Below are 15,935 nucleotides of genomic sequence, written 5' to 3'. Positions count from 1 at the left end.
GGAGTCCGTCTCACAGGGAACCTTGCAAAGCCGCCCTAAGGGCGGCGACACAAATGCCCCCACGCGCTCTAATGATGGGGGCATCTGTGTCGGTTGTGGCTACTTGTGTTTGTGCATGTCGAAGCGCTCCAACATCAAGCGTTCATCTTGGTATGCCGGGTGTTCAGCCCAAAGAGACGGAGCATGCCGCCATTTATCGAGGTAATAACCCAGAATCTCGCTGCCAGACTGCTCCACGATCTTGGTGAGCGTATCAATGTGAATGAAGTGGTAGACGTTGAACTGTCGCCCAGTGAGCTTCTTGGAAAAATTGGTGGGGTGTGCAACCATCTCCGCAGCAATCCAGGGCACCGCAATCTCAAGAAGGTTTTCACCGGGTAGGAGATCGAACTCTTGAAGGTGCTTCTGACCGGTCACCTTCGGCACGCTCCCGAACGGGTTGTACGTCGTCTCGCCAATAGCCACTTTGACTTGCCCTGCACGTTCGGCCGTGACCTTCAGCAATAGCCTGTTGGGCGAAGGCCACGAGAACCTACTCAAACGAACCTTGACGCGCCCCAACTTACCGTCGCGAATGGCCAAGGGGCCGGCCTTGAGAGCTTCCCCCGCTTGGTCGCCGTCGACGTTCGCAGCAAAGACGCCGGCTGATGGGACAACCACTTGGCAGTCCGTCACTTCCAGGTCGGAGCCCGCAGCCGTGAGCTGGAACGTGGCGTCGCCTTCGAGTTTGTAACGGGAGTTGGCGAGCTCAGGGACGTCGTAGAGGCCAATGACGCTTTCCATGCCCTTAACGGATTTGTGGAAGACTTCCCAATCGCCCTCATCGTTCGTGGCCCGCGCCACGTCCAACAGGATGCACGTCGCAGTGGTCCATCCGTTCAGTGTGCAGTTCGGGAAGGTCGCCGGGTACTCTTCGATAATCAGTCCACCGTCGCTGGTGTAGCGCGCCACGCCGCCGTCCTCTACAGGGATGGTCAAGCTGGTCAGAACAGCCTTCAGTGGTCCGCGGAACCGATCTGTACCCGGGTAGGCGAGGAGCTTACTGAGGACGTCTACGTAACGGGACTGCGTGAGGCCGCTGTACCAGGTGCCCTTCTTGCTGGAGACCTTGGCCCGTTCCTCGTCATAATTAAATACCAAGCCGTCGTGCAAGGGCTCCATCATGGCTACAGAGATGTCAGCGACCCGAATGGCAGCTTCGAGGAAAATGGGATCCTCGGTGAGTCCATACTGGATCAGGTAGTCAGTGATGACGTAAGGGCCATAGATGGGGTGCGCCATGAGCACACCATCAGTCCGGCGACCAGGGTATCCGTTGGGCAGAAATTCTATGCGGTAGTAATCCCAGATGGCTTTGCGTTCCATACGGAGCGCCGGCAAACCAACCTCGTATTCATTGGTCACATAGTCGGTAGATGAGCCCATAAGTTCCCCAGTTGTTAGGTCGATGTTACCAAGGACCAACGTTACCGGCTGGAACAGACCTGCCCCTTGTTCCGTCGGGAATCACCCGTCACAATACGGTCTTCTGATGCTAACGGCGCCTGATAAACCAAGCATTGACTAAGCACACCGCCATGGCTCTACCCGCGTATGAGGGTCCTTGAATGGCTGGATATCCCACGCCTGGCATGGAGGGGCGGTTTGAAGCCAGAGAGTCGTAGGGGCTGTCTCTCTCATGGCGCTACTGAGTGCCACTCACGAGCCAAGAGCGCCCATTTGTCTCACTCAAAGGCGGTTCTGCTGCTCGCCTAGTCATCGTTGTCGAAGCTAAATCTGGTCCTGAACACGTGGTGGCGGGTTTTCCTGGCTTCCAAACAGATGGACCAAACGCCCTCGCGGGTTCCGTCCTCGACTGATCGCCAGCCCCGGAGAGGGTTGTCGGATTCACGTACTGGGCCTTGGACCGAAGTGCCCGGTTCCGTCCTCAACGTCAGATGCCACACTCCACCGGCTGGAGACCAAGAAAGCCCGGCAGCAGGGGAGGCATTTAATGTCAATGCCCCAGAGAGATTGAACCAAACCTGGTAATCCCGCTTGACGGCATCCGTGGATTGAACATCATCTGTGACGGTGAGACCAATGCCGGGCTTCAACTCAACCTTCCGACGGTGGGTCCATCCTCCGTGGTCCATACGGCCGTTCAGGACGAACACGTCGCCCACCTGCTCACACAGCCCAAGACCAGAGCCTTGAGGGGTTCGACGCCGGTCGTGGTTCCTTCCGTTGGCGGTCACCGTATTATGAGCCATCGTAGATTCGACGAACCGACGGAAGGGATCGGCATAGTAGAAGCCGTCCGCGCGAAGGGGCGAATCGACGGGCAATTGTGCACCGTACCCGTAACGGCCGCCTTCGACCAATATCTCCTGCCCCCGGTCATACCAGACGAAATTGAGATCGTCCGCGTGTTTGTGCGCTCTGCCGTGGAAGGCCGCTGTAAAAGCGAGGTAAGACGAAGTTGACTGTCCTGCTTCTCCTTGTGGCTGGGGTGAACGGACAAAGGCGTAGCCAGAGTCCGGAAATACTCCCAGTTCTGTTGGGCACGCCTGACCGAATGAACCTCCCGACATCAGAAAGTTGGTTTCAGGGCTCAGAGTCAGCGGATGACTACCGTCTATCATTTTGACGTACGGAGTATCCCCCAACGGGACCAGCGAACCATTGGGCTGGATCATCCAGCCCAGCAAGTCCGCGGCCTTGCGGAGGCGGCCCGTCAGTTCGGAATCTTCGATGAGGCCGTTGTCCACCGCAATCTGGAAAGATTGCATCAGCATCCGATGGTATTCGGGGGAGTGCTCGCTGTGGCCGCCGTCCGGAAGAAACTGTGTTCGGATCATGACAGCCAGCCGTCTGCGGCCCTCCTCAGCCAGCCCGCTCAACTCTGGCACAGCTTCAAGAGCTGCGCCCAGTACTGTCTGACCGATGGCCACAAAATAGCCATGGTTAGTGCGTGGATTGAACGAGCTTTCGAGAGCGAATTCAAGCCTGTGCCTGTCTACAGCACTGAGCAGGGACCGCAGTTCCTGGATAGTTATGCCGTTTTTTGCCCCCAGATAAATGAGGCCAGCGAGGCGAAGGGCGCGCTGGCCGAGAGCCATGTTGTACCAGACGATCGCATTGTCTGTCTCCTGGCCAGAATACCTCTCCGACCAGGAGACTGCACGATCCAAGCACCATTGAAGGTAGGTCTTTTCGCCAGTACGGATAAACTCCTGGATTGGCCTGTCCATGAATTTCCAGCCGTGAAGCTGGGAACCCCAGCTTCTGTCGTCCGCGCAGAGACTATCCCAGGCGAGTGGCAGCGAAAGATCCAGCCGATCGTAGTCTCCGGCCTTCCAGCCGTTGTTAATGACATCCGAATCGGAATCACTGATTAGGCTGTCGAACCAAACTGCGTCCGAAAGATCGGGGCGGTGACTTGAAGCGACCCATTCCCGAAGCGCTTCAATATCAGCGTCCGTTAATTGCTGGAACAGCAATTCAGACGCGGATTGCATTCGCCGCCAGATTCGCATACTGGTTGTTATAGACAGCCGCGTTGGCTTCCCATGAGCGACTTCCACGTACCCAAGCCGCGCCGGCTGCCGCCATCTTGCTCCTCGTCTCAGGGCTTGAAACAAGGTCGGATAGAACGTCCGCGAGTGAGTCACTGTTTCCGGCCTGGAACAGAGCAGCCGAGCCGCTTGCCTCTGCAATTTCCTTGAGCGCGTCGACGTCAGACATAACAATCGTTCGTCCCGTTGCGAAGGCTTCAAAGGGTTTCAGCGGCGTGACGAGCTGGCATACAGCTGCTGCCGTGCGTGGGACAACGAAAATGTCGATGAGCCCGTAATAGCCCAGGATGTCCTCGTGGGGTACGCGCCCCGTGAAGAGAGCGTCGTGAAGTCCGAGCGACGCAGCTGTGGCCTTAAGGGAGTCCAGGACTGGTCCATCGCCTACCACCAGGAGCCGGACAGGAACGCTCAGGCGTTCACGCAACTGTCGGAACGCATCGATAAGTACCGGTACGCCCTCATATTCGACCAGGGATGAAATGTACCCGATGACGATCTCGTCGCCCTGTATGCCTAACCTGCCAGCCAACTCGGCGTTTCGCGTTTGAACCGGGAACTGGTCGCCGCTGACAGCGTTCGGCACTACAGAGGTCTTCTCCTCCGGGCACCCCTCGGCCGTAATTCGGCGTTTCATGACCTCTGCGAGGGTGAACACATGGTCCGCTGCTTCCCTGCAATCACGCTCGCGTTCCCGGCGCCATGCATAGGTGTCAGGGACGCCCCAGCGACTACTGAATGCCTCGATGTCTTCGATACCGCTGGCTTGGGCCATCCGGGAAAGCCAGGATTCTTCCCAGAAGCCACGGCTTTCGTAAATCACAGGAATCTCGAAGTAGTCACCAACAGCCCTTGCGGAGAGGGCATTGAAGAAGTCAGAGTGGGCATGGAGGACAGCAGGACGTACCTCTGCAACCACTCTCGCGAGTTCCTCGACGTTGGCGCTCAGCCAGGTAGTCAGGGGAGTGTTCAGTCGGATGGGTCCCGTCGGGAGATGGTAGGTGACACCGTCAACGTCCATCTGCGCGGCTGCGTCGGCGTTCACCGCATCGCCTACCTGATTGCACACGTGTACTTCCAACCCGGACTGGATCTGGGCTAAGGCCGTATAGTGCGTACGTAGCGTATATCCCGATTGTGTAGTCGGGAGAACTTTGCCCACTACGTGCAGAATGCAGTTGGGCTTGGGAGTGAAGTGCTCGTATGGTCCTTGGGGCTCAGGCTTGAAGGCACCGGAGAAGATTTTGACTTCTTCATCGCGTAAAGCGACTGCACTGGCCAATTTCTCGTTGTGTTTCCGGCTAAGTACTACCCGAAGGACGTGCTGGCTTTTGGCTGTGTATCCGAGCTTGCGCAGCTCACTCGCTAGGCCACGCAATGACGTCATATTGATCTTTTCAAAGATCGAATGGGCTTCGAGCATCTCGTAGACCGCCAAGGGCTTGGCGTTGAACTGCGTCTCAGCAAGTTTTTTGACCTCGGAACCGGAGAAAGAGTGCCAGTTCCTACCGTCAAGCGCCACAAGATCGAACTGCCGTTCTAGATATCGCTCCTCGGCCTCTCGGGCCTTGTCTGCGTGTTCGGACTTAAGGTCCTCGACGAGCTGCAGCAAGCGCCCGTGCTCGGCCTCAAGCTCAGGCGCGGGCACGGGGAGTGTCCTAGTTGCGTTTCGGACCTCATCTGACAACTGTGCTGTGGAGGCGTTGTGGGCTTCCTGCAGGTCGGCTAGCTGTGCTGTGGAGGCGCTCTGGGTTTCTCCCAGATCCGTCAACTGCCGTTGCAGAGTCAGCAGGTACTTCTTAATTGAAGCCTGTGACTCGCGCTGCAAGCGGCGGTTCTCCTTCAGCCTCCCTATCAAGCCGGTGGTGGCTACGCTGAAGGCGACAATAGCTACCACAAACAAAGCGATGATGACCACCGCGCTTGCCGTCGAAGCCGCCTGCGGCAGGAGAGCCAGCAACGTCCCAAAGAAAATGAAGGCAAAACCCGCAACCGCGGAAAGGCCAATGGTCCTGTCAGAACTGAGTCTTCTGTTAATATGCAACGTGTTTCCTAAGTCAACGAAATCTGGTCGGTGCAAAAGTGCTGCATCAGTTGATTAATGAACTGGCACTTGTCGGAAAGTGCTGCAAAGCGGCGGAGCGGTAATGGGCATAAAGCTCGGCTTTAGCGGCCACGTGCCCAGGGCCCCAATCAACATCAACGAATTCGATCCGATCTTTGTGGTTGCTGTGTTCGGACTCCAGCATTGAACGGAACGGGTTACGGTGTTTTGTGACGTGGTGGGTATCGCCTGTGTTCTGGACGTAGAGGATACGGGGGAGGTCTTCCAGCATCGCATACGTTTCGACCACGGACGTGGAAAGCCTGAAGGCGCGTGCTTCTTCCACATCGACATCAGACTTCAAACAGGTGGATAGAGCCACATCTGCGCTTGTCCGGAAGTATTCCTTTACATCGGTTTGGGGGTTGAAGACCAGTGCCACGGAGTCGGGGAGGTAGGAGGCAACTTGAAGGGCAGTGAATCCGCCGCCCGAGCTGCCCGACAGAAGAATACGCGTAGCATTCGTTTCGAGCTGAAGCTTGCGGATGCACTCGGCCATGAACCGATGGACATTGATGCTGCCGTCTCCGAGGTACCAAGAGAGGGTCATGTTCTTATTGAGGTCCAGTGATGGATCCTGGAAGACGGCATGGTTTCCCCCTTCCATGAGCTCGGAAGTCAGTCCCTGGAAGAAAGGCAACGTCGTCTTGGTTCTATTGATCGCGCCGTGGAACCTGACGGATAAGAGATCAGAGGGCCCATGTCCTACCGCGAAAGGCAGAACCAAGCCTCCCAAGTTGGCGGAGTGAATCTTGGACTTCTCGCCTTCCTCGAAACCGATCTCACTCGGAGAGCTGATGGTCTGGATCTTTCGGCCATAAGTCTTCGAACGAAGATCAACGCCGGCCCAGGCAATCAGCGGTTCCCGCATCACGCCCAGAGCGTTGCTGGTTAGCTCGATTTCCTCAGTGAGGTCGTTCCCCAGGAGATCCACGATGCCCGTACGCAGGCCTTGATCGTCGCTCGAGTCATCGTTGGCGTCGAGAAGAAGGTTGAGAAGAATGCTCAAAGCTTCCAGCCGCGCACTTCGGGTGTTGTCCTGTTGGGCGACCCATGCCTTCAAACTGCCCCAGTACCTCGTTGTGAACAGGCCGTCATCTGGTTTGGGCGCCGACCACAAGACACCTGCGGCGCGGCAAAGGTCCATGGTCTTAAGCCAGGCTGACCTCACGTCGTCCAATTCGGAGGAAATTGTTCCTTCCTCGCCGAGGGTGACCGAAACGCGATCCTCTTCCACGGTCAGGTTGAACTGGTAACGCCCGGAGAGCGCACTCAACGCTATTCGTCCGCCGGTGGCATCCATTTTCTTGACAGAGAAGTTGCCCGATTGTGGCGCGGCAATGATGGTGATGAACCGGAAGCGCCGTCCGCTCTGTGTCGCGGAGACAACCTGGGTCGGCAATTTCTCCATCCATTTCCTGGACATCCAGCCGTCGAAGGGTTCTTCTGAACCCTTCGCAATTGAGATGGCAGGCGCGTTGCCCTTCCAAAGGAGGAAGGAGGACGCACCATCGCGATCCAGTCGCAGGCCGCCCGGGATGTCCTCTACCGCGGTGTCCGTGTCAAGATGCCACCGCTGTCTGGCGGAGACCTCGTCGGCACTGAATACGTTGTCTACGACGAGTAAGAACTCGCCACCACGGCAGTAGACAACACGCCTCTTCAGTTCGACGCCCTTGTACCCGGAATCCGCGAAGGTGAAATCGTCAACTTCATCGCTGGTGAATGACCGGATAAGGGCCACTTCGGACTTGGGGTTGTATACCCTGTCCTCGACTTGTACGACGTTGTGTCCAAGCCGGGACAAGCAGTAGTCGCGCATGGCGTCTTTTTTGTACGCGTACTTACCGGCGTCAACCAACCATGGATGGCCGTTTGAATGAAGGGTCAGCGAAGCGCCATCCTGGTGACCATGTACGCGGTTGGCCTTGCCGAAGGACAGGGAATAGAAGGTTTCCTTCTTGAAATCACGTTCGTGATCGCCCCAGCCGCTGCGCCCGAAGACATACCCCTTCTGATAAATCTTTGTGAGCTCGGCGGGCGGTTGTCCCGTAGAACCTTCCGACTTCACGTAATCCAATTCGGGGGACGACAACGCTCCCGGAGTAGTGGCTTCAGTATCACCAATCAGTTCGAAGGTGCCGTCGGGTTTAGTGGCATGGGCTAGCTCCAGGTAGGCGAGATTCAGCCTATCGGCTGAAGCGGGACGGGGCACGCCTTCCACATCCAGACGTTTGAATGCCTCTTCCCACCACACAAGGTTGTTTTTGTGGTAGCCGATGGCCCCTTCGACGTTTACCCCTTGTTCGTCATAGTTTTCCTCGAACAAGCTGGTAAGGCGTTGAATTGCCAGATCGGTCCATTCCTCTTTGCCCAAGGCTGAGCCGATGACGAATAGAGCCTGATGCTGGTGCAGGGCATGATTTGAATGACCGAGATGTTTGGAGTCTGCAAGCCACAACCCGTGTGCATGAATGGACTCGACCAGCCATTGATCTTCTTCCTGAACCAGCGGGAGACCAAAAGTGAGGACCATGGCACGCAGGGCTTCCACCATGTCGGCCCATGCATAGCTGACGAAATTGCCCTGCTGGTCCTTCTCCTTCGGGTCGGACTGAGGGTTGGCTTCAATCCATGATTTGCACGTTTGGAGCCAAAATTCCCGTGCTTCCTGGTCTCCGTCAATGGCTACCCGGCGGACCGGTTCCAGCCAGCGAAGCATGTGAAGTTGCGCCCGCCAGTTCCGTTGCCCAAACGGATCTGCCTTCCAGTCGATGATGCCTTGGAAACTCCACGCGGGGTGCGGACGCACGCTGAGTTTACCGCCGATGATTTCGTCAGCGAGTGCGCGGTCCGTTGACCTCTTCCTGAACATCTCTCCGAACGTCTGGCGATGAACGACGTCGAGATCTACTGTGTGGGTGGTCATGCGATTCCTAACGCCGTATTCGGGCCATCTGCCCCTGAACGGCAACATTCGAGCATTATCTTAGGTGAGCGCCGCCATGAGCGCTTGTCACGTGAAGAACGGGACAGTGCGAAATGGCCGCAGGAGGCAAGAGTTCCTACCCTCAACGGATAGGCAGCTGCCCTGGCTGGACAGTCCAGCCAGGGCAGCTACAAAATCAGCTGACGAATTCGGGAATGCGTGAGCCGATCCCGAGGAGCTGGGCCACAGCTGCAACCGTCCGCTCGGCAGCCTTGCCGTCACCGTAGGGGTTCACGGCGTTTGCCATTGCATCGAATGCGTCCTGCTGGTTCAGGAGTCGGTCGACTTCCTTGACGATCTTCTCTTCGTCTGTGCCGATAAGCGTCACTGTTCCTGCGTCAACCGCTTCCGGCCGCTCTGTGTTATCGCGCATGACCAGTACCGGTTTGCCGAGACTGGGTGCCTCTTCCTGCACTCCACCGGAATCTGTAAGAACAATGTGAGCCAGCGAGAGCATACGGGTGAATTCGCCGTAGGCCAGGGGCTCAGTGACGATGACGTTCTCTTTGCCTTCCAGAGCGGGCAGGACCGCTTCGCGAACGACAGGGTTCTTATGGGCGGGCAGCACAATCACGAGTTCCGGCTCTGCCTCGGCAATGCGGGCCAAAGCGCGTCCAACACCGCGCATGGCGTCGCCCTGGTTCTCACGGCGGTGCGTGGTTACCAGAAGGATCCGACGGCCGCTGGCAGCGAGCTCTTCCAGTTGCGGATCGGAGAATGGGATGTGCTTATCCACAGTGGTTAAGAGTGCATCAATGACTGAATTGCCAGTGACGACGATATCGTCTTCGGAGATCCCTTCGGCCAGTAGATTGGCGCGGCTGACACTCGTCGGGGCCAAGTGGAGACTGGAGATCTGGCTTGTAATTTTGCGGTTTGCTTCTTCCGGGAAGGGCGAGAAAAGGTCGCCACTTCGGAGTCCGGCCTCTACGTGCACCACAGGAATCCCGTGGTAGAAGGCAGCGATGGCGCCGGCCGTGGACGTCGTCGTGTCACCCTGGACAATGACTGCGTCGGGCTTATTGGCTGCGAACAGCTTGTCCAAGCCATCAATCGTGCGGGTCATGATGGCGGACAACGACTGCCGTTGCTGCAGGATGTTCAGATCGTGGTCCGGGACAATTTCAAACAACTCGTTGACTTGGTCCAGCATCTCACGGTGCTGACCGGTGACGGTCACTACGCACTCGAAGTCTGCAGACTCTTGAAAGGCGGTGACGATCGGAGCCATTTTGATGGCTTCCGGACGTGTCCCGAAAATTGGCATGACGATGGGCATGGATTCCCCCGAGAAAGGCAGTGGCTGACCAGCCGATGCTATCGCACCGTCCCTCGAGGTCTTTAATTACGTACGACGCAATATATTGCTTAGCGGCCAAACATCAAGGTCAGGGCCAGAATCGGAATGCTCAAGGAGACGAGCGTCACAACCGCGAGGGCAATCAAGCGCTTGCGCCGAAGACTGTTGTCCCCGGAAGAAGCCGAGGGATGCTCAGTGGTCTTTTCTTGAAACGCCTCGACCGCTGGCTTCGGCGAAGATGTCGGTCGGTTGACAGCCGCGGGCCGGGGGCGCGCTGCCGTCGGCTTAGCGGGCTGATGGCCAGGCAGGAGCGTCGATGGAACGTCACCCCTGAAACGGCGTCGCCGCATGTGGCGCGGTGATGGCGAAAGGGCAGCTGTTCGGGAAACAGGTTTCGTCACTTCATCACTCCTCAGATGCGTTGAAACGAGACGGGGTTACAGTCAATTCTTGCATTTGGGGACTCGAGTGACATATCCGACCGCTTGGGGAGCACCGTCCAAGGGAAGGACTAGTAACGCGACATGACGATGGCGGTCGCCTCGCCGGAGCGGGCGACCGCCATCGTGAGTTGCTCAACCGCGATCGGAATAGAGGGCGTCGTTCTTCGCTCCCGCTCCGTTGGTCACATTGATGAAGTAGTTCTTACCCGAACCCAGGGAAGTACTGCCGAGCCTTGCCGTTACCGACTCAAGAAGTGGGTTGATGCCGAGTTGCTTCCCGTATGACGAGTTGTAGTTGGTTGCTGTTACGGTCTTGTCGAACACCCTCCCGTAAGCATCGGTCCATTTGACCTGTACCGTCCCACCACTCAAGTTGTGACCGGTGACCAGGACGTCGCCGTTTCCGTAAAAAATGGAGTCGGTGATCACCGGAGTGGTGCTGCTGGTTTTGAGCCGGTCCAGCATCGGGGCGTACGTCCCACTACATGTGAAGTACGGATCCCACATGAAGGAAATCACCTTTCCCGGGGTGTTGCCCAGCTGCTGGAGTTGTTTGTTAATTCTGGACTTTGTTGTCTGACCGCGCAGGCTGTTGTTGCAAGGATTCTGCGATGTAGCTGGCGCCATACCTTCCAAGTTCGCCCAAAGCTCCGCCCCGGTACCTTCAACCCCTTCAGCCAGAGCTACGAAGTAATCACGAGTTGGTGCCAAGTACTTACCGCCCCATGTTCCGCTGCCCACTATCGCGGCCGCATACTGATCCACGCTGTTTCCGGATTCGCTTCCGAAGAATGAAGCACCCTTGCCGGTGCCCATGCCATCTTGGACCGCGATCGCCAGATCAACGCCATTGGCGGTGTTGGCAATGTTTTCAACTGCTTGCCGTGCCTGATCAACTGTGACTCTGCCGGAGAAGGCGCTACGCGAGTCGATATAGGGGCTGACAATTGCTGAGCGAGTTGGCTGGTACTGGGCGATCCTCGAGTTCTGGATTTCGTAAACCGTCAGGACCGCATCCCAGACCGCCCCATTGCTGAGCGGCATCTCCGTGTGGTGGTAGAAACCTGCCAAGCCTGGAACGTCGTTTACTTTCTCTTGATAGAGCAGGAATCGCGCAGTGAAAAGTGAAAACGTGGCTTGGTAGGAGAGATCGGGCAAGTACGTTATGTCGGTTCTCTTGACCGGCGAAGGCAGTCCAGCGTAGTACTTCATACCCAAGCTGGTGGCCGTATTCCCCAGCGAAATGGAAATTGAAGACTGGCCACCCGTTATCACAACTACGTCATAGGTATTGGTGGATGAAGTGCAACCGCTTCCTTGAACGGGTAGCAACAGGATGGTGTATTTCGTGGTGCCATTGGTGACTGTTTTGTCACGCCCGCACAGCACGGCCGGCGATCCCCATGAGCTGTTGTCCGAATAGGTGAAGTAGCGATTCACGCTGACCCCGGAGGCAGCGGCCTTCGCACAGTTGACGCCTGATATTGTGCACCCAGCCGGGATGGTTGACAGCGTTGCAGGCTTGAGCAGCGAACCGAAGGTGATGACGGTGTCACCACCCACTGATTTAATGTCTGTCAGTTTCTTCAAATTGTTTGCGTCACTGGTGCTGCCATAGATGAAGTAACCGCTGATGGGATAAACAGGAGAAGTTGCAGCTTGTGCCGGGGACCCGTGAAGGATACCGAGCACCAGAACGACCGCTGCCATAAGGCCGGCTATAAGGTGACGGGACCTGCGGGGAGGAAAAGGTGTCGGCTCTGCTCTAAAAGTGGCCACGGAGGATCCTTGGGCTCGTAGGGTGAGACCTTGGACCTATGGCAAAAGGATGGCGCGCTGGATCCCGAAAACTCAATAGCTTGACCGGAACCTTCATGTAGCCAAAAAGTTTGCAAAACCTATGAAGTGCTTTGACTTCGAAGCCGACGGCGATCGATATGGCGTTACTAGTTTTGTCATACCGGCCAAGTCCGTGGAGCCGGCTCCAACTACTCGAGCACTCCGGTCGCATCCACGTATCCATCAAGCCGCCGCTTTCCACCACAAACCGGTCCAGCCAAGCTCCCGCTGAGAGGTCAGGCTGGGAACCAACCATCTGCACCTCTGCGGAAGTACATTGCTCAATGAGGGTGCCGGCGCGCATCACGTGATACTCCGACGTCACCACCGTCACGGACTTCCAACCATGGTCTGCAATCAAGTCGCGAAGAGCTTCGGCCTCGCCCCTCGTATTCAGCGGTGAGGGGCGGAAGCACACCAGGTCAGGATCGTCTTGATCCTCGTCGCACAGCGCATCGCCCTCCACGTTGCCCGCCAGGCCAGTCGTCGAGACCACGAGGACAGGTATATCCAGTTTCTTCTGCAATTTCTGAGCCACAGGCAACCGTTCCTTGCTCATGCCGCCCAGAACAACGATCGCATCAGTACGGTGAGGGGTTGCCTGCGGAGGGTCGTAGAAGAACTGAAACGCGGCGATCAACCAAAGAACCGCTGCCAGCAGACATGCCCCCACGAAGACGCCAATGGCGCGTGTGGCGGGGGCAATTTTGAGGGGCACGGGGACAGTCTAAGGTTCGGAAATGTGTGGTTCTCCCAGAAAAAGGCCACCCAATCCGACTACCGCGTATCAACATCCTCGAAAACAAGGAAAGTCTGGGTATCCTGCACTCCGTCCATGGACTGTAACTGGTCGAAGATCACACGCCGAAGGTGGATGTTGTCCGTTGCCCGGACCAAAAGAATGACGTCAAAGTCCCCGCCTACCAGGGCGATGTGGTGGATCTCCGGGATCGCGCGCAGCTGTTCCTTGAGTTCGCGCCACGAGTGCTGCTGAACTTTCAACGTCACGTAGGCCGATGACCGAAGGCCGGCTTTGATGGGATCCACCAGGGCCGTGAACTTGGTCAACACACCTTCGCCCGTGAGGCGGGCGATCCTTGTATAGGCGTGGGCGCGGCTGATGTGCACGTTCTCGGCCACTTGGGTGACGGACATGCGCCCGTCGGTGGTCAGCTCCCGGATGATGTCCCGGTCCACACTGTCCAGTGGTACGGCGGTCTGCTCCGCCTCGGCCTCGCTCACTGGCTCTCCAATTCGTCTACAGCACGGGTACGTTACCCAGCTCACAATTGCAATTCGTCTTTCAGAATACCCATTCCAGGAAAGGGCTTCCATGATTCAGCGGAAAGCTGGATACGAAACAAGGCTCGGGAACATACTGGAAGCACATAGTGGCTAGAGAAGGACGGACCAATGACGATCCACGCAGACCACTCTGCGCCGGAAACGGCTGTAGAGGACCACGCCGCTGACGTTCGAACAAAATTCGGCATCAGCGTTGAGGACTACATGCTCCCCGCCCGGCACCAGATCCAAATGGTGAACCCGGACGGCACCCTCCGCTCCCATGACGAGCAAGGCACCGAGCCCGGCCACGAGTACCCCACCCCCAGCGATGCGGAACTGATGGCCGCTTACGAGCAACTCGTCGTCGGACGTCGCGTCAACGACCAGAACTCGGCGCTGGTCCGTCAGGGCCGCATGGCCGTCTACCCCTCAAGCCACGGCCAGGAGGCCTGCCAGGTTGCAGCTGCCATGTGCCTCAGCGACGGCGACTGGCTGTTCCCCACTTACCGTGACGCCGTCGCCGTCATGACCCGCGGGGTGGACCCCGTTGAGGTGATGACCATCTTCCGCGGCGATTGGCACGGCGGGTACGACCCCAAAGAGCACAACGTGGGCATTCAGTGCACGCCGCTGACCACACAGCTGCTGCACGCCGTCGGCGTCGCGCATGCTGCCAAGCTCCGCGGTGAAGACACGGTAGTCATGGCCATGTGCGGCGACGGAGCTACCAGCGAAGGCGACTTCCACGAGGCCCTGAACTTCGCCGCCGTCTTCCACCTGCCCGTCATCTTCTTCGTGCAGAACAACAAGTACGCCATCTCCGTACCGCTCAGCCACCAGTCCGTGGCGCCGTCCCTGGCTCACAAAGCTGTGGGCTATGGCATGGCCGGTGAGCGCGTTGACGGCAACGACCTCGTCGCGCTGCTCGCAGTCATGGACCGCGCAGTGAAGCTGGCCCGCGAGGGATCCGGCCCGCTGTTGATTGAGGCCCACACGTACCGCATGCAGGCCCACACCAACGCCGACGACGCCACGCGTTATCGCCCGGACAGCGAGGTCGCCGAATGGCAGGCCAAGGACCCGCTGGCCCGAATGAAGTCCTACCTCACTGACAAGGGCCTCCTCGACGACGAGGCCAGCAACAGGATCGCCGTGCATGCCGAAGCCGTCGCAACCCTGCTCCGCGAAGGCCTTGGTGAGGACGTCCCGGTCCAGCCGCTGGACCTATTCAAGTACGTCTTCGACAAGCAAACGCCGCAGCTGAAAGAACAGTCCGAACTGCTCGCCAGCGAACTCGCACGAGAGGAGAGCGCAAAATGACCGTCACCACTGCTGCCACAGGCACCACCACCGCTAACGTCAGCGCCGCCACCGCCAGCGCCGCCGCTTCCGCCGCGGCCACTGCAGAAGCCACCGGCCCGCAGAGCCTCACCATGGCCAAGGCACTGAACACCGCGATGGCCGACGCCATGCGCGCCGACCCCTCGGTCCTGGTATTCGGCGAAGACGTCGGAATGCTGGGCGGCGTCTTCCGCATCACTGACGGCCTCATGGCCGAATTCGGCGAACAACGCTGCTTCGACACCCCGTTGGCTGAGTCAGGCATCGTCGGTATGGCGGTGGGCATGGCCATCAACGGCATGCGGCCCGTCATTGAAATGCAGTTCGACGCCTTCGCCTACCCGGCCTTCGAGCAGATCGTCAGCCACGTCGCCAAAATGCACAACCGCACCAAGGGCAAGCTCAAAATGCCCATGGTCATCCGCGTTCCGTACGCCGGCGGCATCGGGGGAGTGGAGCACCACTGCGACTCCTCCGAGTCCTACTACGCCCACACCGCAGGCCTGAAGGTCTACACGCCCGCCACAGTGGCCGATGGCTACCGCATGCTCCGCGAAGCCATCGACTCCGATGACCCCGTGATGTTCATGGAGCCCAAGAAGCTCTACTGGTCCAAGGACCAGGTGGACTTGGGCGCCTTGCGGGCAGAGCACGACGCCGGCACCTCCACCGAGGGCCGCGCGGCTGTCGCTCGTCCCGGTACGGATGCAACGCTCATCGCGTACGGTCCGTCGGTTCCCACTGCGCTCGCCGCAGCCGCGGCCGCTGCTGAGGAAGGCCGTTCCCTTGAGGTCATCGACGTCCGTACCCTCGTCCCTTTCGACGACGAGACCGTCTGCGCGTCTGTACGCAAGACGGGACGCGCCGTCGTGATCGCCGAAGCCCATGGATTCGCGTCCGTGTCCTCTGAGATCGTGGCCCGCGTCCAGGAGCGAGCGTTCCACTACCTCGCCGCCCCGATCCTGCGAGTGACCGGCTTCGACGTCCCGTTCCCGTCTCCCAAGCTGGAGCACTACTACCTGCCAAGCGTCGACCGCATCCTCGACGCAGTCGACGACCTTCAATGGGAGGACTGACC

The 15,935-nt window shown here is 58.3% G+C and carries 10 protein-coding genes; 2 read left to right on the top strand and 8 right to left on the bottom strand.

What is annotated here, in order from left to right; translation table 11 throughout:
* Nucleotides 1-99: 99 nt before the first annotated feature.
* The 8 genes from ABQM86_RS16195 to ABQM86_RS16160 form a co-directional block, all read right to left on the bottom strand.
* Nucleotides 100-1,425: a D-glucuronyl C5-epimerase family protein gene (locus ABQM86_RS16195; protein ID WP_280623370.1), complete on the bottom strand. Its 1,326-nt coding sequence runs from the start codon at nucleotides 1,423-1,425 to the stop codon at nucleotides 100-102.
* A 326-nt stretch (nucleotides 1,426-1,751) separates the two neighbouring features.
* Entirely contained in the window at nucleotides 1,752-3,500 is a 1,749-nt protein-coding gene (locus ABQM86_RS16190) for a heparinase II/III family protein (RefSeq protein ID WP_369744919.1), read from the bottom strand.
* Complete coding sequence (locus tag ABQM86_RS16185; protein ID WP_369744918.1) at nucleotides 3,484-5,598, bottom strand: glycosyltransferase; 2,115 nt, start codon at nucleotides 5,596-5,598, stop codon at nucleotides 3,484-3,486. Before ABQM86_RS16185 ends, ABQM86_RS16190 begins: the two co-directional genes overlap by 17 nt.
* Before the next feature lie 46 nt (nucleotides 5,599-5,644).
* Nucleotides 5,645-8,587 carry a heparinase II/III family protein gene (locus tag ABQM86_RS16180; RefSeq protein ID WP_369744917.1) on the bottom strand — a complete coding sequence of 981 codons (2,943 nt, stop codon included), beginning with the start codon at nucleotides 8,585-8,587 and terminating at the stop codon, nucleotides 5,645-5,647.
* 196 nt (nucleotides 8,588-8,783) lie between these two features.
* Entirely contained in the window at nucleotides 8,784-9,926 is a 1,143-nt protein-coding gene (wecB, locus tag ABQM86_RS16175; protein WP_337339267.1) for a non-hydrolyzing UDP-N-acetylglucosamine 2-epimerase, read from the bottom strand.
* A gap of 596 nt (nucleotides 9,927-10,522) precedes the next feature.
* Complete coding sequence (locus ABQM86_RS16170; protein ID WP_369744916.1) at nucleotides 10,523-12,100, bottom strand: hypothetical protein; 1,578 nt, start codon at nucleotides 12,098-12,100, stop codon at nucleotides 10,523-10,525.
* 55 nt (nucleotides 12,101-12,155) lie between these two features.
* Nucleotides 12,156-12,947: a YdcF family protein gene (locus tag ABQM86_RS16165; protein ID WP_369744915.1), complete on the bottom strand. Its 792-nt coding sequence runs from the start codon at nucleotides 12,945-12,947 to the stop codon at nucleotides 12,156-12,158.
* 59 nt (nucleotides 12,948-13,006) lie between these two features.
* Nucleotides 13,007-13,471 carry an Lrp/AsnC family transcriptional regulator gene (locus ABQM86_RS16160; RefSeq protein WP_280623364.1) on the bottom strand — a complete coding sequence of 155 codons (465 nt, stop codon included), beginning with the start codon at nucleotides 13,469-13,471 and terminating at the stop codon, nucleotides 13,007-13,009.
* 171 nt (nucleotides 13,472-13,642) lie between these two features.
* Here ABQM86_RS16160 and pdhA point away from each other — a divergent pair, with 171 nt between their 5' ends.
* Both pdhA and ABQM86_RS16150 read left to right on the top strand, forming a co-directional pair.
* A complete protein-coding gene (pdhA, locus tag ABQM86_RS16155; protein ID WP_369744914.1) occupies nucleotides 13,643-14,836 on the top strand; it encodes a pyruvate dehydrogenase (acetyl-transferring) E1 component subunit alpha in 1,194 nt (397 codons plus the stop codon).
* Entirely contained in the window at nucleotides 14,833-15,933 is a 1,101-nt protein-coding gene (locus tag ABQM86_RS16150; protein ID WP_280623362.1) for an alpha-ketoacid dehydrogenase subunit beta, read from the top strand. Before pdhA ends, ABQM86_RS16150 begins: the two co-directional genes overlap by 4 nt.
* Nucleotides 15,934-15,935: the final 2 nt, after the last annotated feature.

This window comes from Paenarthrobacter sp. AMU7 (genome assembly GCF_041200195.1).
In the GTDB taxonomy this organism is placed as follows: Bacteria; Actinomycetota; Actinomycetes; order Actinomycetales; family Micrococcaceae; genus Arthrobacter.
The sequence above is the reverse complement of the archived record's forward strand: the minus strand, read 5'-3'. Positions and strand labels throughout refer to the sequence as shown.